Source organism: Streptomyces altiplanensis, from assembly GCF_053591575.1.
In genome coordinates this window covers 39,260-61,555 of sequence record NZ_JBSFUB010000019.1, presented here as the reverse complement: position 1 = coordinate 61,555, position 22,296 = coordinate 39,260, and the positions used below count along the sequence as shown (strand labels likewise).

Below are 22,296 nucleotides of genomic sequence, written 5' to 3'. Positions count from 1 at the left end.
GAGGGTTTCAGAGGTACGAGGGGCGGGTGACGCGGTGGCGGAAGGTCCACCACAGCCACGCCTGTACGGCCACCAGCGCCGGTGTGACGACAAGCAGCGCCGGCACCAGGAGCGACAGCGTGGCGCCGTCCGCCGCCGAGTCCGCGAGCGGCAGCCGGGACCCGCCCAGGAGCGGCAGGGCGGCCATCACGGCCGCGGTCAGCGCGAAGGAGTGCAGACGGGGCGTACGGCCGACGAGCCGCCTGGCCCGCTCGTACGGTTTGCCGGTCAGTCGCAGCGCGGCGAAGCCGAGCCCGTGCGCCGCGAACAGCAGCGCCACCGCGAGGGCCGTGAACACCGTCAGGCCGCCCGGCGCCGGCCTGACCGGGTCCCCGGTCAGCAGACCCGCGTACAGGGCTCCCCAGGACAGCGCCACGGTCCAGCTGCCGCACACCACCAGGGCGTCCATGGCGGTGTGCCACGCGCGCGTGGACCCGCGCCCGCGCCACCACAGTCCCGCGTCGCGCACGACCCATCCGGTGACGAGTGGGAGCAGCGCCGTGAACTGTCCCTGGAACAGCTCCCCTTCGAGCGTGGGGAAGCAGCCGATCAGCACCCCCGCGGTGGCGATCAGCCATACCTCGTTGCCGAGGAAGAACGGTCCGGCCGAGGCGAGTACGAGCCGCCGCTCACCGGTCTCGCGTCCCAGGTACGGAAGCAGCATGCCGACCCCCAGGTCCGCGCCCGCCAGCACGAAGTAACCGGCGGCGAAGAACCCCAGAAGGGCGATGGCGAGGGTGTCCATGACTTCTTCTCCGGACTTCTTCGGTCGTGTTCAGTACGAGTGGACGGGGAGCGGACTGCTCGGTGAGCCGTCCGGGGAACGGTCGTCAGCCCCGAGCGCCGCCCCGGAAGGGCCACGCCGCGCGGCGCGCAGCAGCAGCCACCAGTTGACGGTGATCAGCAGCGCGAAGAGAGTGCCGAAAACGGCGAGCGACAGCCGCAACTGCCCGGCGGAGAGGGCGGAACCCGCGTCCTGCGTTTTCAGCAGCCCGTAGATCACCCACGGCTGGCGGCCGGCCTCCCTGAAGACCCATCCCGCCGTCATCGCGACGAACGGCAGGGGGACCACGGCCATCAGCAGCACGTGCCAGGGACGGAGGTGGTAGACGGCCCACCTGATGGAGCCGAGAACGACACCCAGGGCCGCGACGAAGAACATCAGGCCGAAGACGGACAGCATCACGAGGGCGCCCGCCCTGGTCCACGCCTCGGACGGCAGGTAGTCGCCGGGTCCGAACTCCGCCGTCATGCCGGCCTGCAGCCGCGCCGTCGCGGCAGGATCGCTCTGGAACACCGCCATCTTCGCGGGCTGGTGCTCCTGGAGGATCGGGAACTGCGCCCCGCCGGCCGCCGCGGTGAAGAAGACGGCGGGCAGAGCGGTGAAGACACCGGTCCGGAGGGAGCGCCGGAACAGTTCGTACTCGGACGTATGCCGGAAGAGGTGGTAGGCGCTCACCCCCGCCATGAAGAACGCCGCCGTGACCAGGGCGCCGCCCGCGATGTGGAAGAAGGCGAAGAGGGCGGAGGGATTGGTGAGCAGCGCCCAGGTGTCGTCGATCACCAGTCCCTGCGGTGTCTCCTTGTGGCCCACCGGGTGGTTGAGGAAACCGTTGGTGACGAGGATCCAGTACGCCGAGAGGTACGCCGTCAGCGTCACCACCCACAGCAGCGCGAGGTGGACGCGCTCGCCGAAGCGGTTCCAGCCGAAAACCCACAGACCGAGGAACGTCGATTCGACGAAGAACGCGACGATCGTCTCTATCGCCAGGGAAGCGCCGAAGACGTTCCCCGCGTAGTGCCCGAGACCGCTCCACGCCATGCCGAACTGGAACTCCATCACGATGCCCGTGACGATGCCGACGGCGTAGTTGACGACGTACAGCTGGCCCCAGAAGCGCACCATGCGGGCGTGCACGGGATCGCCGGAGAACACGGCGCGCGTCTGGACGACGGCGACGACGGTCACCAGCCCCAGGGTCAGTGCGACGAAGAGGAAGTGTCCGCCGGCGGTGAGGGCGAACTGCAGCCGCGCGAGATCGAGCGTTTCCGGTTCCACGCCTGTGACTGTGCGGGCACGGTCACGTCCGGGACGTCGGCCTGCGGTGGACAGTGGGCGTACCCCAGGGGTTGCGGGTCCGGCCGGCGGCGTACCCCAGGAGTTGCGTCACAGGTGCGGGGAGCGGGGAAGGGACGCGGTCAGCCCAGCCACCCCGGGGTGATCATGCCGCTCTCGTAGGCGAGGATCACCAGCTGCGCCCGGTCGCGCACACGCAGCTTGGTCATGATCCGGCTGACGTGCGTCTTGGCGGTGGCCGGGCTGAGCACCAGGCGCTGGGCGATCTCGTCGTTCGACAGTCCTGCGCCGACCAGGCCCATCACCTCCCGCTCGCGCTCGGTGAGGGCGTTCAGGCGCGGGCTCGGGTCGGGCTGCTTGGCGCGGCCCGCGAACTCGGCGATCAGGCGGCGGGTGACGGCGGGCGCGATGAGCGCGTCGCCGCGCGCCACGACCCGTACGCCGTGCAGCAGCTCCATCGGTTCGGTGTCCTTCACCAGGAAGCCCGACGCGCCCGCGCGCAGGGCGCCGTAGACGTAGTCGTCCACGTCGAAGGTGGTGAGGATGACGACGCGGACGCCCTCGAAGGAGGGATCCGAGACGATACGGCGGGTCGCCTCCAGGCCGTCGAGTTCGGGCATCCGGATGTCCATCAGGACGACATCGGGGCGCAGCTCGCGGGCGAGCGCCAGGGCCTGGTTGCCGTTGGCCGCCTCGCCGACCACCTCGATGTCGTCCTCGTCGTCGAGGATCGAGCGGAACCCGGCCCGTACGAGCGTCTGGTCGTCGGCCAGCACCACGCGGATCACGCGCCGCCCCCAGCCGGGATGCGGGCCTCGACGAGGAAGCCGCTGCCGGTGTCGAGGGCGGTCAGTTCGCCGCCCAGTGCCCGCGCCCGTTCCGTCATTCCGCTGATGCCGCTGCCCTCCGCGCCGGGCGCCGCGCCCTGGCCGTCGTCCTCGATACGCACCACGACATTGTCGCCGTCGCGCCGCACGCCGACGACAGCCGTGTGCGCCCGGGCGTGACGGGCCACGTTCGTCAGCGACTCCTGGACGATGCGGTAGACGGCGAGCGAGACCTGCGGCGGCAGCCCCAGTGCCGCGTCCTCCACGGTCGTACGGACGTCCAGCCCCGCGGCCCGCGCGCGGGCGGTGAGTTCCTCGATCCGCTCGATGCCGGCGACCGGCGTGACCGGCGCGCCCTCGCCGCCCTCCCCGCCGTCGGCCTGGCGCAGCACGCCGAGTGTGGCGCGCAGCTCACGCAGCGCGTCCTTGCTGCTGTCCCTGATCGCCTCCAGGGCGGGCACCAGCTCCTCGGGGCCGCGCGGCCGCTTGGAGTGGCGGTGCAGGGCGGCGCCCGCCTGGACGTTGATCAGCGAGATGTTGTGTCCGAGGACGTCGTGCAGTTCACGGGCGATGCGCAGCCGTTCCTCGGTCGCGGACTGTCTTGCCCGTACGTCCTTCTCGCGCTCGGCGGCGCGGATCCGCTGCTCGACCTCGCGGAGGTAGGCGCGGTGCGCACGGTGCGCCTGGCCGATCGCGATGACGCCGACGAACCAGCCGGCCATCAGGAAGATCGCGGGGTCGTCGACGTGCCGCTCGCCCCGGGTCACCTCCTGTTCGACGTAGACGGTGGCCAGCAGGGTGACGACGGCGAGGGCGACGGCGGCGGCGAGGTGTCCCCGGGCGGCGACGGTGTAGAGCGCGTAGGCGAAGGCCAGGAGCAGCAGCGGCAGGTCGACGGGGCTGACCGGGAAGTACGCCGCGCAGCACAGCAGGGTGACCACCGCGACGGGCACCGGCCACCGCCGGCGCCACAGGAGGGCCGAGCAGCCGACGGCGATGAGCGCCCAGCCGAGCAGGAGCCGGCCCGGAGACTCGAACGCGTCCGGGTCGCGCACCAGGGTGACGACGACCGTGACCAGGGCGACACCGGTCGCGACACCGAGCGTCACGGTGCGCTGGGGGAGGGCCATGACCCGAAGGATAGGCGGGCAGAGGGCCCCGGGACGGTCGGCGTGGTGCGCTTGACACTGAAATCGAACATCCATTCTCATGGGATTCCGGCCGTGCAGCCGCAAGGGCTGCCCACGGTTATCCACAGGTCAGGACGGCGTCGGGACGCGTTGTCAGTGGCAGGAGATAGCGTCTTTGACGTGAAGCGATCGACACAAGCAAATCGGGTGGAACCCATGGCAGGCACCGACCGCGAGAAGGCGCTCGACGCCGCGCTCGCTCAGATTGAACGGCAATTCGGCAAGGGCGCGGTGATGCGTCTCGGCGACCGGCCGAACGACCCCATCGAAGTGATCTCCACCGGCTCGACCGCGCTGGACATCGCACTCGGCGTCGGCGGGCTGCCGCGCGGCCGTGTGGTGGAGGTGTACGGACCGGAATCCTCCGGTAAGACGACACTGACGCTGCACGCCGTGGCCAACGCGCAGAAGGCCGGCGGCACCGTCGCCTTCGTGGACGCCGAGCACGCGCTCGACCCCGAATACGCCAAGGCGCTCGGCGTCGACACGGACAACCTGATCCTCTCCCAGCCGGACACCGGCGAGCAGGCGCTCGAGATCGTGGACATGCTGGTCCGCTCGGGCGCCATCGACCTCATCGTCATCGACTCCGTCGCGGCCCTGGTGCCGCGAGCGGAGATCGAGGGTGAGATGGGCGACTCGCACGTCGGTCTCCAGGCCCGGCTGATGAGCCAGGCGCTGCGCAAGATCACGGGTGCGCTGCACCAGTCCGGGACCACGGCGATCTTCATCAACCAGCTCCGCGAGAAGATCGGCGTGATGTTCGGCTCGCCGGAGACCACGACCGGTGGCCGGGCGCTGAAGTTCTACGCCTCTGTGCGACTCGACATCCGCCGCATCGAGACCCTCAAGGACGGCACGGACGCGGTCGGCAACCGCACCCGCGTCAAGGTCGTCAAGAACAAGGTCGCGCCGCCGTTCAAGCAGGCCGAGTTCGACATCCTCTACGGGCAGGGCATCAGCCGCGAGGGCGGCCTGATCGACATGGGCGTCGAGCACGGCTTCGTCCGCAAGGCGGGTGCCTGGTACACGTACGAGGGCGACCAGCTCGGCCAGGGCAAGGAGAACGCCCGTAACTTCCTGAAGGACAACCCCGATCTCGCCGACGAGATCGAGAAGAAGATCAAGGAGAAGCTGGGCGTCGGCGTCAAGCCGGTGGTTCCGGGGGCAGAGCCCGGCGCGGACGCGGCGGTCGGCACCCCGGCCGCGGCCGACGGTGCGAAGGCGGTACCGGCTGCGGCGACCAAGGCCAAGACGGCCAAGCCCGCGGCAGCCAAGAGCTAGACCGTGACCCGGAGGACGGACTGGCCGGGAAGCGCAAGCGAAGGTATGGACGCCGAGGACAGCGGCAGCCCCGACCCGTCGAGGGCCGGCAAGGGGCTGCCGCCCCAGGACCCCGGTGAGCAGGCGCGGGCCATCTGCCTGCGGCTGCTCACCGGGACCGCGCGCACCCGCAAACAGCTCGCGGACGCACTCCGCAAGCGGGGCATCCCGGACGAGGTGTCGGACGAGGTGCTGTCCCGCTTCGAGGAGGTCGGACTCATCGACGACGCGGCCTTCGCGGGCGCCTGGGTGGAGTCCCGCCACCATGGCCGGGGCCTCGCCCGACGGGCGCTCGCACGGGAGCTGCGGAACAAGGGCGTGGACCCCACCCTGATCGACGACGCGGTGGGGCAGCTCGACTCCGACCAGGAGGAGGAGAGGGCCCGCGAGCTCGTGGCCCGCAAACTCCGCTCGACCCGGGGCCTGGAGCGTGACCGTCGGCTGCGCCGCCTCGCCGGCATGCTGGCCCGCAAGGGCTACCCCGAGGGCATGGCCCTGCGGGTGGTCAGACGCGCCCTGGAGGAAGAGGGCGAGGCCACGGACGACGACCTGGGCTACGACCCTCTCTAGACCGGGCGGCCCGCCGTGACGGGCCGGCCCGGACCAGGTGCCTCCGGGCACCGGTTCTGCGGCCCCGCGCGAGGGGGTACCCCCGGTCGAAGACGCAGGTCCGCTCCTGTGCATCCCATCTGTGCACACTGCGCACAGGGGAGGGCGCGGGCATGGCACAGGACCCCGGCGGTACCGAGGTCGCGGGTCTCACCGCCCCAGGGCGCCGGCGCAGCCGCGCCGCCGGAAGCCCCTCCCGCACCTCTCCCTCTACGGTCCCGCCACCGCGGCGATCCTCGCCCGCACCCTCGGCCTGAATACCGGCGCCACCAGCCACCACCTCCGGGAGCCCGCCAGGTACGGCTTCTTCGAGGAGACGGAGGGCGGGAGCGCGCGCCGCGAACGCTGCTGGCGGGCGGTTGCCGGGGACCGGCGTTCCCCCGCCGCGCAGCCGCTGGTGTACGCGACCGTGGCCGGCGCGTCGGGACTCCTCGCCCTGGTGGCGACGGCTCTCCCGGACCGGGCGGCACTCAGGGGCGGCCCGGTGGAGGTGGCCACCGCCGAGCAGTGAAGCCCGGCTGTGAACACAGCCCGGCTGTGAACACAGCCCGGCTGTGAACACAGCCGCGCGGTAAGGGGCTTCCTGCCGGAAGGGCGCCCCTTACCGCCTTCTCCTCACGGGGTGACGGGCAGTCCCGCCGCTCGCCATGCCTGGAACCCGCCGACGAGGTCCGTCGCCCGGTGCAGCCCCAGCTGCCGCAGCGAAGCGGCCGCCAGACTCGACGCGTACCCCTCGTTGCAGATCACCACCACCCGCAGATCATGGCCGGTGGCCTCCGGAGCCCGGTGGCTGCCCTGCGGATCGAGCCGCCACTCCAGCTCGTTGCGCTCGACGACCAGCGCCCCGGGAATCAGCCCGTCCCGCTCGCGCAGCGCGGCGTACCGGATGTCCACCAGCAGCGCACCGGCCGCGGCGGCGTCGTACGCCTCCTGCGGCCCGATCCGGTCGAGCCCTTCGCGTACCCGCTCCAGCAGTTCGTCGATACCGGTGGGTCCGCTGCTCACTGCCACTCCTCAGGACGCTCGACCTGCTCCAGACGCAACACCGCTCCCGTGCGGCTGTAGCGCCGCATCATCGGCAGCGGCGGGTAGTAGGCGTGCACCGAGACGGCGTGCTCGTCCGCCGACTCGTTCAGTACCTGGTGCACATGGTGTGCGCCGAAGGCCCGTCCGCGGCCTGCCGTCAGCCGCCGCTCCCGGTCGATCCCGTCGGTGAGTTCGAGCGTTTTCCAGCCCTCCGTCGGGATGCGGGCCGCGAGCGACTCCTCCCGCAGCGTGCCCGCCGCGGTGGCGAAGGCGCCGTGCGAGCCGCCGTGGTCGTGCCAGCCGGTGCCGGTGCCGGGCGGCCAGCCGATCAGCCAGGCCTCGCTGCCTCCGGGCCCGTCGAGCCGTACCCAGGTACGGCCTCCGGGATCGAGCGGAAGGGAGGCCACCAGGGAAGCGTCGGCGGCGGTGCGGCGCACGAATGCGAGCAGCTCCGAGGAAGAGGGCGAAGACGTCACGCTCTGGGGAACGCTTTCGGGCGCGCCTGAGGAACGTACGGAAAGAGACACGGGGACCGTCCTGAAGAAGTTCGCGAGAACGCGCGGCCGGGACCACAGCACGGCACAGCGCGAGGAGAGAAGGGCGAATCAGCAGGACGCGGAACACACGCAGCCCGCGTAGCGGACGAGGTCCATATGGACCCTCCGCCACAGGCGCACGTCGGTGTCGGTCACGCTCCGGAGTAGACCACGCAGACCAGCGGCGGTCAATTGATGTCCGCGGTCCGGTCGGTCCGGTCGCTCCGGTCGGTCCGGCCGGCCATGTCGGCCTGATCGGCCTGGTCCGCCCGGTCGGCATGCGCGGGCTTTTCGGAGCGCTCGGGCTTCTCGGGACCCCCGGCCTCCCCGGAGCGCTGCGGCCCCGGCCCGGCCTGCGTCGCCGCCGGTGCGCCCCCGCGCGCCGCGTCCGCAGCCGCGTACAGCTCCGCGGGCCGCACTCCGTGGAACGCCGCGACCAGATGCCCGTCGGGCCGTACCAGCAGCACGGTGTGCGCGGACGCCCCCGGATAGCTTTCCGCGACGAGCAGCTCCGCGCGTACCGGCAGAGCCGTCACGGCCGCGGCCAGCCGGGGCATCAGCCCCGCGGTCATCCAGTGCCGCCGGTCCCACACCCCCGTGCCCGGCGCGACCAGCACCACCAGCTGCCGTCCGCGCCCCAGCCGGTCCCGCAGCCGCACCGTGGTGCCGTCGGGCGCGGTCGCCCGTACGTCCGCCACCGGCCCGCCCAGCGGCGTACCGACGAGCGTCTGCGCCTCGGTGCGCAGGGGCGTGAGCGGGGAGTGCGTGTACTCGGGCGGCGCTCCCAGCGCCCCGCGCCCCAGGTGCCCGTCCGTGAGCAGGGTGTCGTGCCCGCGCGCGGTACCGGAGAGGTACGTCCGCAGCCCGCCGCCCCGCAGTACCGGCAGCGCTTGGTCGGCGGCGCGCAGGCGCGCGGCGACCGCGGTGCGCCGCTCGGCCTGGTAGCTGTCGAGCAGCGTCTCCGAGGCCCCCAGGTGCCAGGCCTGTGCCAGCTTCCAGGCCAGGTTGTCGATGTCCCGCAGCCCCTCGTCGAGGCCCTGCGTACCGAGCGCGCCGAGCAGATGCGCGGAGTCCCCGGCGAGGAACGCCCGCCCCACCCGCCACCTGCGGGCCAGCCGGTGGTGGACGGTGTACACGCCGGTGTCGATGAGTTCGTACGGAGGTGTCTCGCCGCACCAGCCGCCCAGGGTGTCCCGGATCCGCGCCAGCAGGGCCTCGGGGGTGACGAGCTCACCGCGCGGCGGCAGCAACCAGTCGAGCCGCCACACACCACCGGGCAGCGGACGGGCGGTCACTTCCTGCCCGCCGGTCCGCCACGGCGGCATGCGGTGCAGCAACGCCTCGTCCGGCCGGGGCAGTTCCGTACGCAGCGCGGCGACGGCATGCCTCTCGACCGACGTACGTCCGGGGAAGCGGATGTCGAGGAGCTTGCGCACCGTCGACCTCGCCCCGTCGCAGCCGACCAGGAAGCTGCCGCGCCACGAGGTGGCCCCGGGCTCACGTGTGTGCGCGGTGACGCCGCTGCCGTCCTGCTCGATGGTGTCGAGACGTCCGTGCGGCACGGTCCGCACCAGCTCGTGCGCCGTGACGGCGTCCCGCAGCCCGCGCGTCAGGTCGTGCTGGGGCAGGTGCACCGGGGAGGACAGATCGTGGGTGTCGCCGAAATCGACCTGCCTGACCTCCTGATTGCGCCGCATGGACCGCCATCCGGTCCAGCGTGCCCCGTCGTCACGGACCGTGGCGCAGCCGAGCCGTTCGAGCAGCTCGGCGGTGTCCGGCCGCAGGACGGCCGTACGGGCCGTGCGGGGCTCGTCCTTGCCCGCCCCCTCGTCGAGCACGACGGAGGGCACACCCTGGCCGGCGAGAGCCAGGGAGAGGGCCAGTCCGACAGGACCGGCCCCGACGACGATCACCGGGTCCACGGAGCGTCCCCTCCAGTCCGTACGGACATGCGGGAAGCGGCAGGTGGAACCCGGTGCACGATCACAGAACGTATGCAACCCACTGCGGGTGCTTGCGTCAAGTGACAGAGGCAGCGGCGCGGGGGCCGCTGCCTCACATTTCGTCAGTTCTTCTTGCCGTCAGGCCCGTCGGTACCTCCGGCCCCGCCTTCCACGTGCGGTCCGAGCGGCCCGCCACCGGCGTCGAGCACTCCGGGCGCCTCCAGCGGTTCGGCGGCGGCGGCCGGCGCAATGCCGGTCTTGGCCCGGCGGCCGCGCTTCTCGACCCAGGTGGCGAGCGAGGAAAGCGCCAGACACATCGCGACGTAGATGGCACCCACGACGATGACGACGGGGACATACGGATTGTCGTCATTGACGATGATGTTGTTGGCCATCGTCCGGGCCGCGTACAGCAGCTCCGCGTACGTGATGATGTAGCCGAGCGAGGTGTCCTTGAGGGTCACGACCAGCTGGCTGATGATCGTCGGCAGCATGGAGCGGACGGCCTGCGGGAGCAGCAGCATCGTCATGACCTGCGACTTGCGCAGACCCAGCGCGTACGCCGCCTCCACCTGCCCCTTGGGCACGGCGTTGACACCCGCCCTGAGCACCTCGGCCTGGACGCACGCGTTGTAGACGGTCAGTCCGATGACCAGGGCCCAGTACGCCGAACTCTCGCCGATGAACCCGAGGTTGTTCTTGTAGGTCAGGAACAGGACCCACATCGCGTAGATCGTGATCAGCAGCGGGACGGCCCGGAACAGCTCGATGAACCCGGCGGCCACCGCGCTGACGGCACGGTGCTCGGAGAGCCGCGCCACGGCCAGCAGCACGCCCAGGGCCAGCGACAGCACTGCCGCCACCACGAAGACCTGGAGGGTGGAGAGGACGCCGTCGCGGATGTTCGCCCGGACACCGGCGTTGTTGAAGATGTTCCACATCTCGGGCGCGAAGTAGCCGCGGTCCGCGAGCCGGTAGACCGCGAAGGCGATCAGACCGAGGACCAGCAGGGAACCGACCACGCTGTAGATGCGGTTGCGTACCCGGGCGTTGGGACCCGGGGCGTCGTACAGGACGCTCGAACTCATCGTGCGACCTCCAGGCGCCGCTCGAGCAGCCGGAAGAGACCGCTGATGGTGAAGGTGATGACCAGGTAGGCGAGAGCCACCCAGAGGAAGATCGGGGCGATGGCGAAGCCCTTGTCGCTCAGCAGCTTCTGCACCCCGAAGAGCTCGATGACACTGAACGCTCCCGCGATCGCCGAGTTCTTGGTGAGCGCGATGAAGATGCTGCTCAGCGGCGGGATCACGGTGCGGGTGGCCTGGGGCAGGACGATCATGCGCAGTGTCTGGGAGAAGGTCATCCCCAGCGAACGGGCGGCCTCGGCCTGGCCGAGCGGCACCGTGCTGACACCGGACCTGACGGCCTCGCAGACGAACGCGGAGGTGTAGAAGCCGAGCGCCAGCAGCGCCTTCGTCCACGGGTTCATGCCGGTGCCGAAGACGGCGGGCACCACGAACCAGGCGACGAGGAACAGCAGCGTCAGCGGGGTGTTGCGGAAGAGTGTGACCCAGGCGGTGCCGAAGAACCGCAGGGGCGGTACGGGAGAGACCCGGAAACCGGCCATCACGACGCCCAGCACCATCGCGAGCAGCGCACTGGCGGCGGTCAGCAGCACGGTTCCTATGAAACCGTCACGGAACTCCGGCAAGTGGTCGAGCAATACATTCACGGGGAAGTCCTCGTGGGCGGCAGCAGCAGCGGACGGGCAGGGGACACCGCGCCCCGTACGCTCCCCTCAAGCGCGTACGGGGCCCGGCAGGACACCACCGAAGACGGCGGTATCAGTAGCGCTCGAGCGCCGGCGGCTCGGTGAACGGCGAGCCGGACAGGCCGAGCGTCGCGTCGTACGCCTTCTTGTAGTCGCCGTTCTTGATGTGCGCCTCGAGCGACTTGGTGACCGCCTCGCGCAGCGCCTTGTCGTCCTTGCTCATGCCGATGCCGTACGGCTCCTTGGTGAACGGCTTGCCGAGCACCTTGAGCTTCGTCGGACGCTGGGCGGCGTAGCCCTTGAGGATCGCGTCGTCGGTCGTGACCGCGTCGACCTCGTTGTTGATGAGCTGCTGCACGCACTCGGAGTACTTCGAGAGCTCGATGGCCTTCGCGCCGTACTTCGGCTTCTTGATCTCCTGGAGCGGAGTGGAGCCGACGATCGAGCAGACCTTCTTGCCCTTGACGGAGTCGGGTCCGGTGATCGCCGTCTCGTCCTTGCGGACCAGGAGGTCGGCGCCCGCCATGAAGTACGGACCGGCGAAGCCGACCTGCTTCTTGCGCTCGTCGTTGATCGTGTACGTACCGACGTAGAGGTCGACGTCGCCCTTGGAGATGGTCGTCTCGCGGACGCCGGAGTCGACCGTCTTGAAGACGATCTGGTCGGCCGAGAAGCCGAGGTCGGCGGCGACCATCTTGGCGATCTCGATGTCGAAGCCCGAGCGCTTGCCGTCGGTGTCCTCGAAGCCGAGGTACGGCTGGTCGTTCTTGGCACCGAAGGTGATCTTGCCGGCCTGCTGGGCCTTCTTCAGCGTCGGCGAGTCGATCTTGACGTCCTTGGCGACCGTGTACGTCGGCAGCTTGGGCGCTTCCTTGCCGCCGGTCGGGGCCTTCGGCTTGTCACCCGCGGTACCGGTGTCGCCGCCACAGGCGGTCGCGGTCAGGGCGAGCACAGCAATGGCGACAGCGGCCGTTTTGCGGAGCTTCATCGTGAACATCCCTTATGTCGTAGGTCGTGAGTCGTCAGTGGTGAAGGATCTTCGACAGGAAGTCCTTGGCCCGGTCGCTGCGCGGATTGCTGAAGAACTGGTCGGGCGTGGCCTCTTCGACGATCTTGCCGTCCGCCATGAAGACGACGCGGTTGGCGGCCGAGCGCGCGAAGCCCATCTCGTGGGTGACGACCACCATCGTCATGCCGTCGCGTGCCAGCTGCTGCATGGCTTCCAGCACCTCGTTGATCATCTCGGGGTCGAGCGCCGAAGTGGGCTCGTCGAAGAGCATGACCTTGGGGTCCATGGCCAACGCCCGCGCGATCGCGACACGTTGCTGCTGACCGCCGGAGAGCTGCGCCGGGTACTTGTCCGCCTGCGAGCCGACACCCACCCGGTCGAGCAGGGTGCGCGCCTTCTCCTCCGCCGCCTTCTTGTCCGCCTTGCGGACCTTGATCTGGCCCAGCGTCACGTTCTCCAGCACCGTCTTGTGCGCGAAGAGGTTGAACGACTGGAAGACCATGCCGACGTCGGCCCGCAGCCGGGCGAGTTCCTTGCCCTCCTGGGGCAGCGGCCTTCCGTCGATCGTGATCGCACCGGAGTCGATCGTCTCCAGGCGGTTGATGGTGCGGCACAGCGTGGACTTTCCGGACCCGGAGGGTCCGATGACGACCACGACCTCGCCACGGGCGATGGTCAGATCGATGTCCTGGAGCACATGCAGCGCGCCGAAGTGCTTGTTGACGTTGCTCAGCACGACCAGGTCGTCGGCTGCGGGCGCAGCGTCATCGGCGGCCTTGGTCACTGAAACTCCGCTCATCGGCTTCTTGCTCCGTCCTCCTCGGTTGGGAGGACCCTAGTCAGCCGCCGCGACCAGCGTCATTACATCTGAGCTGAAATTGAGCATAACGATCCGGCCGCAACCGGACACACCGCGTGAACGGGACCCCGGGCGGGGATACCGGCTCCATAACGGAACATGCCCGTAACGGGAAGGGTCTTGACTGGAACGTGACGCATCGGCGTTTATGCCCTGAGACCAATTCACGAAGATTTCACCGGAGGGGGGCCGACCATGAGACTGCTGCTCGTCGAGGACGACAACCACGTCGCGGCGGCCCTCTCCGCCATCCTCGTCCGGCACGGGTTCCAGGTCGTCCACGCCCGCAGCGGCGAAGAGGCGATCCAGGCGCTCCTGCCGGCCGAGAAGGAGCCCTTCGGCGTCGTGCTGCTCGACCTCGGACTGCCCGACCAGGACGGCTACGAGGTCTGCGGCAAGATCCGCAAGCGCGGCGACACCCCGGTGATCATGGTGACCGCGCGGGCCGACGTGCGCTCCCGCATCCACGGCCTCAACCTGGGCGCCGACGACTATGTCGTCAAGCCGTACGACACCGGCGAGCTGCTCGCCCGTATCCACGCCGTCAGCAGGCGCAAGGCGACGGGTGACGCGCCGGTGTCCGCCACGGCCGCCGACACCGCCCTGCGGCTCGGCGGCGTACGCATCGAACTGCCCACGCGCCGCGTCAGCGTCGACGGCACCGAGGTCCAGCTGACCCGCAAGGAGTTCGACCTGCTCGCCCTCCTCGCGCAGCGCCCCGGCGTCGTCTTCCGCCGGGAGCAGATCATCAGTGAGGTCTGGCGTACGAGCTGGGAGGGGACCGGCCGCACCCTGGAGGTGCACGTGGCCTCCCTGCGCTCCAAGCTGCGGATGCCCGCGCTCATCCAGACCGTGCGCGGTGTCGGCTACCGGCTCGTCGTCCCGGCCGCGGTACAGGGCCCGTAACCCCGCGTGCGCGCCCGCCTCCTCCCGCTGCTCATCGTCCTCCTCGCGGGCATCCTCCTCGCGCTGGGCTTCCCGCTCGCGGTCAGCGTGGCCGCCGCGCAGCAGCAGCGGGTGGTCGTCGACCGGATCGACGACACGGCGCGCTTCGCGGCGCTCGCCCAGTTCGTCACCGAGCGCAAGGACAGCGCCGAGGACGAGCGGCGCAGGACCCTGGAGACCGAACTCGCCAGCTACCACGGGGTGTACGGAATCCGGGCGGGGGTCTTCTACCGCGACGGCGAATCCATGGCGAGCGCTCCCGGGAACTGGTCCGTTCCCGCGTGGGGCGAGGGCCGTGACGCCTTCCAGGAGGCGCTCTACAAGCGCCGCAGCCACGATCCGCAGCAGGTCTGGCCCTGGCAGGACGGCCGGCTGTTCGTCGCCTCGCCGGTGGTTCGGGACGGCGACGTGGTCGCGGTCGTCGTCACCGACTCGCCCACCGGACAGATGCGTTCGCGGACCCTGTACGGCTGGGTGCTGATCGCGGCGGGCGAGGGCGCGGCGATGCTGGTCGCGGTCGGCGCCGCGTTCCGGCTGACCGGCTGGGTGCTCAGGCCCGTACGCGTCCTGGACGCGGCCACCCACGACATAGCGACCGGCCTGATGAACTCGCGCGTCGCGGCCGCGAGCGGGCCGCCGGAACTCAGGCGCCTGGCCCGGTCGTTCAACGAGATGGCGGACAACGTCGAGGACGTGCTGGAGCAGCAGCGCGCCTTCGTCTCCGACGCCTCCCACCAGCTGCGCAACCCGCTGGCCGCCCTGCTCCTGCGGATCGAGCTCCTCCACCTCGACCTGCCCGGAAACGAGGAGATCGCCTCCGTCCGCACGGAGGGCAAGCGCCTCGCACAGGTCCTGGACAGCCTGCTGGACCTGGCGCTGGCCGAACACGCCCCCGCCCACCTCCAGCTGATCGACCTCGGCGAACTGGTCACCGAGCGCGTCGCCGCCTGGTACCCCCTCGCGGACGACAAGGGCGTACGCCTCGCGTACGAAGGCCCGGCGGCCGTCACCGCGTGGGGTGACCTCGTCGCGCTCTCCAGCGCCCTCGACGCGGTGATCGACAACGCCCTGAAGTTCACGCCCCCGGGCGAGGAGGTCGAGGTCGCGGTCGCGCCGGACGGGGAGACCTGCACGATCACCGTCGCCGACGGCGGCCCCGGCCTGACCGAGGACGAACTCGCCCGCATCGGCGACCGCTTCTGGCGCAGCAACCGCCACCAGAACATCAAGGGCTCTGGCCTCGGCCTGTCCATCTCGCGGGCCCTGCTCCTCGCCGGCGGCGGCACCATGTCGTACGCCCGGAACACGCCCCACGGGCTGCGGGTGACCGTGACGGTTCCCCGCACGCCCCCCACCGCCTGACCGGCCCGGCCGCCCTCGCGGCTACGGCTTGACCGACCGGTAGTAGCGCTGCGCGCCCTCGTGCAGCCGCAGCGGATCGGTGTAGATCGCGGTCCGCAGATCGACCAGCTGCGCCGCGTGCACCTCGTTGCCGATGTGGTCCCGGCTCCTTATCACCGAACGGGTCAGCCCCTCCGTCAGCCCGGCGTCCGTACGGTCCGTGGTCACCAGCAGATTGGCCACGGCCACCGTCGGCACGGCCACCCCGTCCCGCACCTCGGAGTACGCGTCGGCGGGCATCACGGCGAACCGGTAGTGGCGGGAGGCACCACCCGCCGCGTGCAGCTCGTCGACGAGATCACCCAGCGGTACGAGCCGGATCGCCATGCGCTCCGACAGGTCCCGCACGGCGCTGGTGGGCAGGCCGCCCGACCAGAAGAAGGCGTCGATCTCGCCCTTCTCCAGCAACCGGGGCATGGTGTTGATGCCGGCGGACACCGGGACGATGTCCCGCCCGGGGTCGAGCCCGGCGGCCTCCAGCAGCCGGTTCGCCACCAGCCGTACGCCCGACCCGTCCTGTCCCACCGCGACCCGCCTGCCGCGCAGATCCGCCGCGGACCGCACCTCGGAGCCCTTCTCCACGACGAGCTGCACATAGTCGTCGTACAGCCGCGCACAGCTGCGCAGCCGCTTTGCACCGGGCATGCGGTCCCGCTGGTACTTCGCCACGGCGTCCGCGGTGGCGATGGTGAAATCGGCCTCCCCGCTCGCCAGCCGCGCGAGGTTCTGCTGCGACCCCTCGCTGGTCCGCAGCCGCATGTCCACCTCGGGGAGATCACGGGCGAGGGACTCGCCCAGGAGTTCGCCGTAGCGCTGGTAGACCCCCGTCGTCACACCCGTACTGAACGTGATCTTCCCGCGCGGCGAGGACTCCCCGATCGGCAGGAGCCACCACAGCAGCAGTCCGGACACCACGAAGGCGGCGACGGCCCCCTGGAGGGCACGGCGGCGGCTGATGCGGGGGAGGACCTGGGGCATGCGCGCGATCCTGCCAGTTCACTCCCCTCGGGGACCAGGGGGTGCCCGGCCCCGTACCCTGGTGTACGAGATGAGCGAGAAGACATACGAGGTGCGCACTTACGGGTGCCAGATGAACGTCCACGACTCCGAGCGGCTCTCGGGCCTCCTGGAGGGCGCGGGATATGTCCGGGCGCCGGAGGGCGCCGACGGTGACGCCGACGTCGTCGTCTTCAACACCTGCGCGGTGCGGGAGAACGCCGACAACAAGCTGTACGGCAACCTCGGCAGGCTCGCCCCGATGAAGACGAAGCGGCCGGGCATGCAGATCGCCGTCGGCGGCTGCCTCGCGCAGAAGGACCGCGACACCATCGTCAAGAGGGCCCCCTGGGTCGACGTGGTCTTCGGCACGCACAACATCGGCAAACTGCCCGTGCTGCTGGAGCGCGCCCGCGTCCAGGAAGAGGCGCAGGTCGAGATCGCCGAGTCGCTGGAAGCGTTCCCGTCCACCCTTCCGACGCGACGCGAGAGCGCGTACGCCGCCTGGGTCTCCATCTCCGTCGGGTGCAACAACACCTGCACCTTCTGCATCGTCCCGGCGCTGCGCGGCAAGGAGAAGGACCGCAGGACCGGCGACATCCTCGCCGAGATCGAGGCACTGGTCGCCGAGGGCGTCTCCGAGATCACCCTGCTCGGCCAGAACGTCAACGCCTACGGCTCCGACATCGGCGACCGCGAGGCGTTCTCCAAGCTGCTGCGCGCCTGCGGGAAGATCGAGGGCCTGGAGCGCGTCCGCTTCACCTCGCCGCACCCGCGCGACTTCACCGACGACGTGATCGCCGCGATGGCCGAGACGCCGAACGTCATGCCGCAGCTGCACATGCCGCTCCAGTCCGGCTCGGACACCGTCCTCAAGGCGATGCGCCGCTCGTACCGCCAGGAGCGCTTCCTCGGCATCATCGAGAAGGTGCGCGCCGCGATGCCGCACGCCGCCATCTCCACCGACATCATCGTGGGCTTCCCCGGCGAGACCGAGGAGGACTTCGAGCAGACCATGCACACGGTCCGCGAGGCGCGCTTCGCACAGGCCTTCACCTTCCAGTACTCCAAGCGCCCCGGAACGCCGGCCGCCACCATGGAGGACCAGATCCCCAAGGAGGTCGTCCAGGAGCGCTACATGCGCCTGGTCGCCCTCCAGGAGGAGATCTCCTGGGAGGAGAACAAGAAGCAGGTCGGCAGGACGGTGGACGTCATGGTCGCCGAGGGCGAGGGCCGCAAGGACGGCGCCACGCACCGCCTCTCCGGCCGCGCCCCCGACAACCGCCTCGTCCACTTCACGAAGCCCGACGAGGACGTGCGCCCCGGTGACGTGGTGACGGTCGAGATCACCTACGCCGCGCCGCACCACCTGCTGGCCGAGGGCCCCTCCAAGGCCGTACGCCGCACCCGCGCGGGCGACGCCTGGGAGCGGCGCACCGCGGAGCCGAAGCAGGGCGCCGGTGTTCTCCTGGGGCTGCCGAAGATCGGCGTACCGGAGCCGCTGCCCGCGGCCACGGGCGGCTGCTCCGTCCAGTAAGCCGGCCGGCGGCCGGTCCGTGCGCCGAGGAGAACCGGGGGAGCGGCGGCGCGGGGACGCGGGTGCCCCGTGTGCGGGAGCTGCCGTACGGCGGTGAGGCCCCGGAGCCTCGGAACGGCGTTCCGCCGGGTACTAGGCTTCCGGGCATGCTTGTCGCCGCCGCCGTATGCCCCTGCCCGCCGCTCCTGGTCCCCGAGGTCGCCTCCGGGGCCGCCCGGGAACTCGACGCCGCACGGGACGCCTGCGCGGACGCTCTCGGGGTGCTCGCGGCGTCCCGCCCCGACCTGCTGGTCGTGGTCGGCCCCGCGGGACAGGACGGCACCGGGACGTACCCCCGGGGGAGCGTCGGCGGCTTCCGGGGCTTCGGTGTCGGTCTCGGTGTGCGCCTCGGTGCGACGGCGGAGGACGACCGGGCGAGCGCCGCGGGGCGCGAGCTCCCGCCGTCCCTCGCCGTGGGCGCCTGGCTGCTCTCCCGTACGCAGTGGGCGGACGCCCCCGTGGAGGGCCTCGGAGTCGGGGAGCGGCTTGCGGGCGGCCGGTGCGCGGACGAGGGCCGGAAACTCGCCGCACGGGCGGAGCGGGTCGCCCTTCTCGTGCTCGGCGACGGCAGCGCCTGCCGGACGCTCAAGGCGCCGGGCTATCTGGACGAACGGGCCGACGGCTTCGACGTGGCAGCGGCGCGGGCGCTGGGCGCGGCCGACACGGCCGCCCTGCTGGCCCTGGACGAGCACGTGGCGTACGAGCTCAAGGCGGCGGGCCGGGCCCCCTGGCAGGTCCTCGCGGGCGCCGCCGAGGGCGCCGGTCTCGACGGCCGGCTGCTGTACGAGGAGGCCCCTTACGGCGTCGGCTACTTCGTCGCCGCCTGGTCCTGAGCCCCGGGAAGCCGTCGGGAACGCAACCGTCGGGAACGTCGAAGACACAAGCACGGCGGACGGCCGCGGAGCGATGTGCGCTCCGCGGCCGTCCGCCGTTGCCGCTTGTCAGGACACCGTGGGTCAGGGGGCCGGAGGAGGAGGCGGCGGCGCAGTGCCGGTGCCGCTCGTCCCGCCGGTCCTGTCGTCCTTGTGAGCGATGCGGTCCAGGGTCTGCTTGGCCTTGCCCGTCCCCGACTCGATCCGACTGCTGTACTTGCCCTTGGTCTTGCTGTCGACCGCCTTGGCGGCCTTGCTCAGACCCTGCTCGATCTTGCCCTCGTGCTGCTGCGCGAGATCCGAGACCTTGTCCTTCGCAGGAGCGATCTTGGCCTTCAACGAATCCAGGAAACCCATGGATCACCTTCGCTCTTCGGGGGGCTACTTATGGGCGTTCTCTCCGGCCTCGTTGTCCGCCGCCTCGTCCGCGGACTGCTGCTTGGGAATCTCGACGCCCTCCCCCTCGGCGGCTCCAGGAGTCTCGGCACCCTTCTCGGCCGCGCCTTCCGCGGCGGCTTCCTCCGGGGTGCCGCCCGTCAGGGCGCCGGCCTGTGCCTCTTCGGGCGACGCCTCCACGACATCCTTGGACTTGCGGCGAAACCGTGCAAAAAGGCCCATGTCTGCTCCATACATTACTCGTGTGGGCGAAATTCCGCGCCCGTCCGGAGCGTCTCATTGCGTCGCCCAGGGGCACCGGTCCGTAAACCGGCGGTCGGAACCTCGCAACAGGAAACGAACCCGGCCGCGTGCCGTCACGTAACTCGTTCGGGGAGGTGCCGTGTGGTTTGCGAGACTGGGGCGGTGAGAACTGCAGCTCCCGCACCGCGGGTCATCGCCGTTGTCGGCCCCACGGCAGCCGGAAAGTCCGATCTGGGCGTCGCCCTCGCCCAGCATTTCGGCGGGGAAGTCGTCAACGCCGACTCCATGCAGCTCTACCGGGGGATGGACATCGGCACCGCCAAACTGACGCCCGGGGAGCGCGGCGGTATCCCGCACCACCTCCTCGACATCTGGGACGTGACCGAGGCGGCCAGCGTCGCCGAGTACCAGAGGCTCGCCCGCGCGGAGATCGACCGGCTCCTCGCCGACGGCCGTACGCCCGTCCTCGTCGGAGGCTCGGGGCTCTACGTACGCGGGGCCGTCGACGCACTCGAGTTCCCCGGCACCGACCCGGCGGTGCGGACCCGGCTGGAGGAGGAACTGGAACTGCGAGGCCCCGGCGCCCTGCACGCGCGCCTCGCCGCCGCCGATCCCGACGCGGGGCGCGCGATCCTGCCGAGCAACGGCCGGCGCATCGTCCGCGCGCTGGAAGTGATCGAAATCACCGGCAAGCCGTTCACGGCCAACCTCCCGGGCCCCGACTCGGTGTACGACACCGTCCAGATCGGCGTCGACGTGGGCCGCCCCGAGCTCGACGAGCGCATCGCGGCGCGCGTCGACCGCATGTGGGAGGCAGGGCTCGTGGACGAGGTGCGCACCCTGGAGGCGCAAGGGCTCCGGGAGGGGCGTACGGCCGCACGCGCCCTGGGGTACCAGCAGGTACTGGCCGCGCTGGCGGGGGAGTGCACCGAGGAGGAGGCACGCGCCGAGACCGTGCGCGCCACCAAGCGTTTCGCCCGCCGCCAGGACTCGTGGTTCCGCCGGGATCCGAGGGTGCACTGGCTGAGCGGCGCGGCCGAGGACCGCGCGGAACTCCCGCAGCGGGCGCTGACATTGGTCGAACGAGCGGTTACAGCCTGATCACGTGATGGCATCGGGACGCTCCGCCCGTCATTCCGGTGCCCGGGCCCGTGCCATCATCAAGTTTCGATCGACCAGTGGAGTCCAAGTTGGGAGGGCGCGTGGCGATGGAAGCCGGCCCTCGTGACACAGCACAGGAAGATCCGGACCGTTTGAGCCCCGACGGGCCCGACGACCAGGACGTGGCGTCCGGGGCGGGGACGGGGCCCGAGGTCGAGGTCGAGCTGCGCCCGCAGCGGCGCCTGCGGATCTGGCAGCTCGCGCCGATCGTGGGACTCGCCGCCCTGGGCTCCCTGATGTTCGCCTTCCCCCTGGCCTTCGAGTTCGGCGACGGCGGAGCGGTCGTCGCCATGCTGGGACTGCTGATCAGCTGCTGCGCCGCGGGCTGGGGCATGATGGCCGCCCGCCGCGTGGGACACACCTGGCCCGGCCTGCCGTCCAAGGACTCGGGCAAGCGCCCCGACTGGCGGATGATCGCGCTGTACGTCGTCGTGGGCGCCGGCCTGGTCGCGCTGGCCGTCTGGCGCGTGGCCCGCCTCCGCTGACCGCCCGTCGTACCCGCCCCGTACGATTGGCGCCGTGAGCAACTCGCCGATCGCCTTCCTCAAGGGCCACGGGACCGAGAACGACTTCGTGATCGTCCCCGACCCGGACAACAGCATCGACCTGCCCCCGTCCCTCGTCGCGAAACTGTGCGACCGCAGGGCCGGCATCGGCGGTGACGGCCTGCTGCACGTCGTACGGTCCGCCGAGCATCCCGAGGCGCGCGCGGCGGCCGGGACGGCCGAGTGGTTCATGGACTACCGCAACGCGGACGGCTCGATCGCCGAGATGTGCGGCAACGGCGTCCGCGTCTTCGCCCACTACCTCCAGCGCGCGGGACTCGTCGGCGAGGGCGACCTGGCCGTCGCCACCCGCGGAGGCGTCAAGCGGGTGCACATCGCCAAGGCGGAAGCCGGCGGCGACATCACCGTCTTCATGGGCCGGGCTCTCCTGCCCGGGGGCGACGTCACGGTCTCCGCGGGGGCCCGGGAGTGGCCCGCCCGCAACGTGAACATGGGCAACCCGCACGCCGTCGCCTTCGTCGACGACCTGGACCACGCCGGTGACCTGTTCACCGCCCCGTCCTTCAGCCCCGCCTCCGCCTACCCGGAGGGGGTCAACGTCGAGTTCGTCGTCGACCGCGGCCCGCGCCACGTCGCGATGCGCGTGCACGAGCGCGGCTCGGGCGAGACCCGCTCCTGCGGTACGGGCGCGTGCGCCGTGGCCGTCGCCGCGGCCCGCAGGGACGGCGCCGACCCCGCCGTCACCGGTGAGCCCGTGACGTACACCGTCGACCTCCCCGGCGGGCGTCTGGTGATCACCGAGCAGCCCGACGGAGCCGTCGAGATGACGGGGCCCGCCGTGATCGTCGCCGAGGGCACCGTCGACCCGGACTGGATCACTCCGGCCCCCTAGGGCCGGCAGGAAACGGCCGCCGCCCCGAACTTCGCTCGAATGGGTGATCCGGTTCACGCTGAGCGAGAGCGGGACAGCGGGGCGTGGTGGGCTCGGTAG

General features: G+C 71.1%; 25 protein-coding genes. 10 read left to right on the top strand and 15 right to left on the bottom strand.

Annotated features, from left to right (window positions below):
• Positions 1-7: 7 nt before the first annotated feature.
• The 4 genes from ACWD0Y_RS12280 to ACWD0Y_RS12265 all read right to left on the bottom strand — a co-directional run bounded on the left by ACWD0Y_RS12280 (position 8) and on the right by ACWD0Y_RS12265 (position 4,073).
• A complete protein-coding gene (locus ACWD0Y_RS12280; RefSeq protein ID WP_450260283.1) occupies positions 8-784 on the bottom strand; it encodes a cytochrome d ubiquinol oxidase subunit II in 777 nt (258 codons plus the stop codon).
• Between the two features lie 30 nt (positions 785-814).
• Positions 815-2,098, bottom strand: a complete 1,284-nt coding sequence (locus tag ACWD0Y_RS12275; protein ID WP_450260282.1) for a cytochrome ubiquinol oxidase subunit I — start codon at positions 2,096-2,098, stop codon at positions 815-817.
• A gap of 140 nt (positions 2,099-2,238) precedes the next feature.
• Positions 2,239-2,904 (bottom strand): response regulator, encoded by a 666-nt coding sequence (locus tag ACWD0Y_RS12270; protein ID WP_450260281.1) that lies wholly within the window; start codon positions 2,902-2,904, stop codon positions 2,239-2,241.
• Positions 2,901-4,073: a sensor histidine kinase gene (locus ACWD0Y_RS12265; protein ID WP_450260280.1), complete on the bottom strand. Its 1,173-nt coding sequence runs from the start codon at positions 4,071-4,073 to the stop codon at positions 2,901-2,903. The genes ACWD0Y_RS12270 and ACWD0Y_RS12265 overlap by 4 nt, the downstream gene beginning before the upstream one ends.
• Before the next feature lie 216 nt (positions 4,074-4,289).
• Here ACWD0Y_RS12265 and recA point away from each other — a divergent pair, with 216 nt between their 5' ends.
• The 3 genes from recA (at position 4,290) to ACWD0Y_RS12250 (ending at position 6,576) form a co-directional block, all read left to right on the top strand.
• Positions 4,290-5,417, top strand: coding sequence for a recombinase RecA (gene recA / locus ACWD0Y_RS12260; RefSeq protein ID WP_450260279.1), 1,128 nt, complete (start codon positions 4,290-4,292; stop codon positions 5,415-5,417).
• 3 nt (positions 5,418-5,420) lie between these two features.
• On the top strand, positions 5,421-6,026 hold the full coding sequence (gene recX / locus ACWD0Y_RS12255; RefSeq protein WP_450260278.1) for a recombination regulator RecX: 606 nt from the start codon (positions 5,421-5,423) through the stop codon (positions 6,024-6,026).
• A 121-nt stretch (positions 6,027-6,147) separates the two neighbouring features.
• Positions 6,148-6,576, top strand: a complete 429-nt coding sequence (locus ACWD0Y_RS12250) for a hypothetical protein (protein ID WP_450260277.1) — start codon at positions 6,148-6,150, stop codon at positions 6,574-6,576.
• A gap of 104 nt (positions 6,577-6,680) precedes the next feature.
• Here ACWD0Y_RS12250 and ACWD0Y_RS12245 read toward each other — a convergent pair whose 3' ends face one another.
• The 8 genes from ACWD0Y_RS12245 to ACWD0Y_RS12210 form a co-directional block, all read right to left on the bottom strand.
• Positions 6,681-7,070 (bottom strand): rhodanese-like domain-containing protein, encoded by a 390-nt coding sequence (locus ACWD0Y_RS12245; protein ID WP_450260276.1) that lies wholly within the window; start codon positions 7,068-7,070, stop codon positions 6,681-6,683.
• The gene (locus ACWD0Y_RS12240) at positions 7,067-7,567 is read right to left on the bottom strand and encodes a cysteine dioxygenase (RefSeq protein WP_450260275.1); all 501 of its coding nucleotides are present in this window, start codon (positions 7,565-7,567) and stop codon (positions 7,067-7,069) included. Before ACWD0Y_RS12240 ends, ACWD0Y_RS12245 begins: the two co-directional genes overlap by 4 nt.
• Positions 7,568-7,696: 129 nt before the next feature.
• On the bottom strand, positions 7,697-7,768 hold the full coding sequence (locus ACWD0Y_RS12235) for a putative leader peptide (RefSeq protein ID WP_450260301.1): 72 nt from the start codon (positions 7,766-7,768) through the stop codon (positions 7,697-7,699).
• A gap of 47 nt (positions 7,769-7,815) precedes the next feature.
• Entirely contained in the window at positions 7,816-9,549 is a 1,734-nt protein-coding gene (locus tag ACWD0Y_RS12230; RefSeq protein WP_450260274.1) for an FAD-dependent monooxygenase, read from the bottom strand.
• Between the two features lie 143 nt (positions 9,550-9,692).
• The gene (locus ACWD0Y_RS12225; protein ID WP_450260273.1) at positions 9,693-10,658 is read right to left on the bottom strand and encodes an amino acid ABC transporter permease; all 966 of its coding nucleotides are present in this window, start codon (positions 10,656-10,658) and stop codon (positions 9,693-9,695) included.
• On the bottom strand, positions 10,655-11,302 hold the full coding sequence (locus tag ACWD0Y_RS12220; protein ID WP_450260272.1) for an amino acid ABC transporter permease: 648 nt from the start codon (positions 11,300-11,302) through the stop codon (positions 10,655-10,657). The genes ACWD0Y_RS12225 and ACWD0Y_RS12220 overlap by 4 nt, the downstream gene beginning before the upstream one ends.
• A 112-nt stretch (positions 11,303-11,414) precedes the next feature.
• On the bottom strand, positions 11,415-12,329 hold the full coding sequence (locus ACWD0Y_RS12215; protein WP_450260271.1) for a glutamate ABC transporter substrate-binding protein: 915 nt from the start codon (positions 12,327-12,329) through the stop codon (positions 11,415-11,417).
• A 34-nt stretch (positions 12,330-12,363) separates the two neighbouring features.
• Positions 12,364-13,149, bottom strand: coding sequence for an amino acid ABC transporter ATP-binding protein (locus tag ACWD0Y_RS12210; RefSeq protein WP_093798686.1), 786 nt, complete (start codon positions 13,147-13,149; stop codon positions 12,364-12,366).
• 255 nt (positions 13,150-13,404) lie between these two features.
• Here ACWD0Y_RS12210 and ACWD0Y_RS12205 point away from each other — a divergent pair, with 255 nt between their 5' ends.
• Both ACWD0Y_RS12205 and ACWD0Y_RS12200 read left to right on the top strand, forming a co-directional pair.
• Positions 13,405-14,115 (top strand): response regulator transcription factor, encoded by a 711-nt coding sequence (locus tag ACWD0Y_RS12205; protein WP_450260270.1) that lies wholly within the window; start codon positions 13,405-13,407, stop codon positions 14,113-14,115.
• A gap of 6 nt (positions 14,116-14,121) precedes the next feature.
• A complete protein-coding gene (locus tag ACWD0Y_RS12200; protein WP_450260269.1) occupies positions 14,122-15,516 on the top strand; it encodes a sensor histidine kinase in 1,395 nt (464 codons plus the stop codon).
• A 21-nt stretch (positions 15,517-15,537) separates the two neighbouring features.
• On the opposite strand, the gene ACWD0Y_RS12195 is transcribed toward ACWD0Y_RS12200, so the two are convergent.
• Complete coding sequence (locus ACWD0Y_RS12195; protein ID WP_450260268.1) at positions 15,538-16,533, bottom strand: TAXI family TRAP transporter solute-binding subunit; 996 nt, start codon at positions 16,531-16,533, stop codon at positions 15,538-15,540.
• A gap of 70 nt (positions 16,534-16,603) precedes the next feature.
• On the opposite strand from ACWD0Y_RS12195, the gene miaB reads away from it, so the two are divergent.
• Both miaB and ACWD0Y_RS12185 read left to right on the top strand, forming a co-directional pair.
• Positions 16,604-18,088 carry a tRNA (N6-isopentenyl adenosine(37)-C2)-methylthiotransferase MiaB gene (gene miaB, locus ACWD0Y_RS12190; RefSeq protein ID WP_450260267.1) on the top strand — a complete coding sequence of 495 codons (1,485 nt, stop codon included), beginning with the start codon at positions 16,604-16,606 and terminating at the stop codon, positions 18,086-18,088.
• A gap of 146 nt (positions 18,089-18,234) precedes the next feature.
• A complete protein-coding gene (locus ACWD0Y_RS12185) occupies positions 18,235-18,960 on the top strand; it encodes a class III extradiol dioxygenase subunit B-like domain-containing protein (RefSeq protein ID WP_450260266.1) in 726 nt (241 codons plus the stop codon).
• 123 nt (positions 18,961-19,083) lie between these two features.
• On the opposite strand, the gene ACWD0Y_RS12180 is transcribed toward ACWD0Y_RS12185, so the two are convergent.
• Both ACWD0Y_RS12180 and ACWD0Y_RS12175 read right to left on the bottom strand, forming a co-directional pair.
• Positions 19,084-19,356, bottom strand: coding sequence for an antitoxin (locus ACWD0Y_RS12180; RefSeq protein ID WP_450260265.1), 273 nt, complete (start codon positions 19,354-19,356; stop codon positions 19,084-19,086).
• Positions 19,357-19,380: 24 nt separating this feature from the next.
• A complete protein-coding gene (locus ACWD0Y_RS12175) occupies positions 19,381-19,617 on the bottom strand; it encodes a hypothetical protein (protein ID WP_450260264.1) in 237 nt (78 codons plus the stop codon).
• A 183-nt stretch (positions 19,618-19,800) separates the two neighbouring features.
• Between ACWD0Y_RS12175 and miaA the strand changes: the two genes are divergently transcribed.
• The 3 genes from miaA (at position 19,801) to dapF (ending at position 22,197) form a co-directional block, all read left to right on the top strand.
• Positions 19,801-20,739 (top strand): tRNA (adenosine(37)-N6)-dimethylallyltransferase MiaA, encoded by a 939-nt coding sequence (gene miaA, locus ACWD0Y_RS12170; RefSeq protein ID WP_450260263.1) that lies wholly within the window; start codon positions 19,801-19,803, stop codon positions 20,737-20,739.
• A 107-nt stretch (positions 20,740-20,846) separates the two neighbouring features.
• On the top strand, positions 20,847-21,284 hold the full coding sequence (locus ACWD0Y_RS12165; protein ID WP_093798677.1) for a hypothetical protein: 438 nt from the start codon (positions 20,847-20,849) through the stop codon (positions 21,282-21,284).
• Positions 21,285-21,318: 34 nt separating this feature from the next.
• Entirely contained in the window at positions 21,319-22,197 is an 879-nt protein-coding gene (gene dapF / locus ACWD0Y_RS12160) for a diaminopimelate epimerase (RefSeq protein WP_450260262.1), read from the top strand.
• Positions 22,198-22,296: the final 99 nt, after the last annotated feature.

Excerpts from the sequence above, each read along its gene's own strand:
- ACWD0Y_RS12280 (WP_450260283.1), bottom strand. The coding sequence starts at position 784 with ATGGACACCCTCGCCATCGCCCTTCTGGGGTTCTTCGCCGCCGGTTAC.
- ACWD0Y_RS12265 (WP_450260280.1), bottom strand. The coding sequence starts at position 4,073 with ATGGCCCTCCCCCAGCGCACCGTGACGCTCGGTGTCGCGACCGGTGTC.
- recA (WP_450260279.1), top strand. The coding sequence starts at position 4,290 with ATGGCAGGCACCGACCGCGAGAAGGCGCTCGACGCCGCGCTCGCTCAG.
- ACWD0Y_RS12225 (WP_450260273.1), bottom strand. The coding sequence starts at position 10,658 with ATGAGTTCGAGCGTCCTGTACGACGCCCCGGGTCCCAACGCCCGGGTA.
- ACWD0Y_RS12215 (WP_450260271.1), bottom strand. The coding sequence starts at position 12,329 with ATGAAGCTCCGCAAAACGGCCGCTGTCGCCATTGCTGTGCTCGCCCTG.
- ACWD0Y_RS12210 (WP_093798686.1), bottom strand. The coding sequence starts at position 13,149 with ATGAGCGGAGTTTCAGTGACCAAGGCCGCCGATGACGCTGCGCCCGCA.
- ACWD0Y_RS12205 (WP_450260270.1), top strand. The coding sequence starts at position 13,405 with ATGAGACTGCTGCTCGTCGAGGACGACAACCACGTCGCGGCGGCCCTC.
- ACWD0Y_RS12195 (WP_450260268.1), bottom strand. The coding sequence starts at position 16,533 with ATGCCCCAGGTCCTCCCCCGCATCAGCCGCCGCCGTGCCCTCCAGGGG.
- miaB (WP_450260267.1), top strand. The coding sequence starts at position 16,604 with ATGAGCGAGAAGACATACGAGGTGCGCACTTACGGGTGCCAGATGAAC.
- ACWD0Y_RS12185 (WP_450260266.1), top strand. The coding sequence starts at position 18,235 with ATGCTTGTCGCCGCCGCCGTATGCCCCTGCCCGCCGCTCCTGGTCCCC.
- ACWD0Y_RS12180 (WP_450260265.1), bottom strand. The coding sequence starts at position 19,356 with ATGGGTTTCCTGGATTCGTTGAAGGCCAAGATCGCTCCTGCGAAGGAC.
- ACWD0Y_RS12175 (WP_450260264.1), bottom strand. The coding sequence starts at position 19,617 with ATGGGCCTTTTTGCACGGTTTCGCCGCAAGTCCAAGGATGTCGTGGAG.
- ACWD0Y_RS12165 (WP_093798677.1), top strand. The coding sequence starts at position 20,847 with ATGGAAGCCGGCCCTCGTGACACAGCACAGGAAGATCCGGACCGTTTG.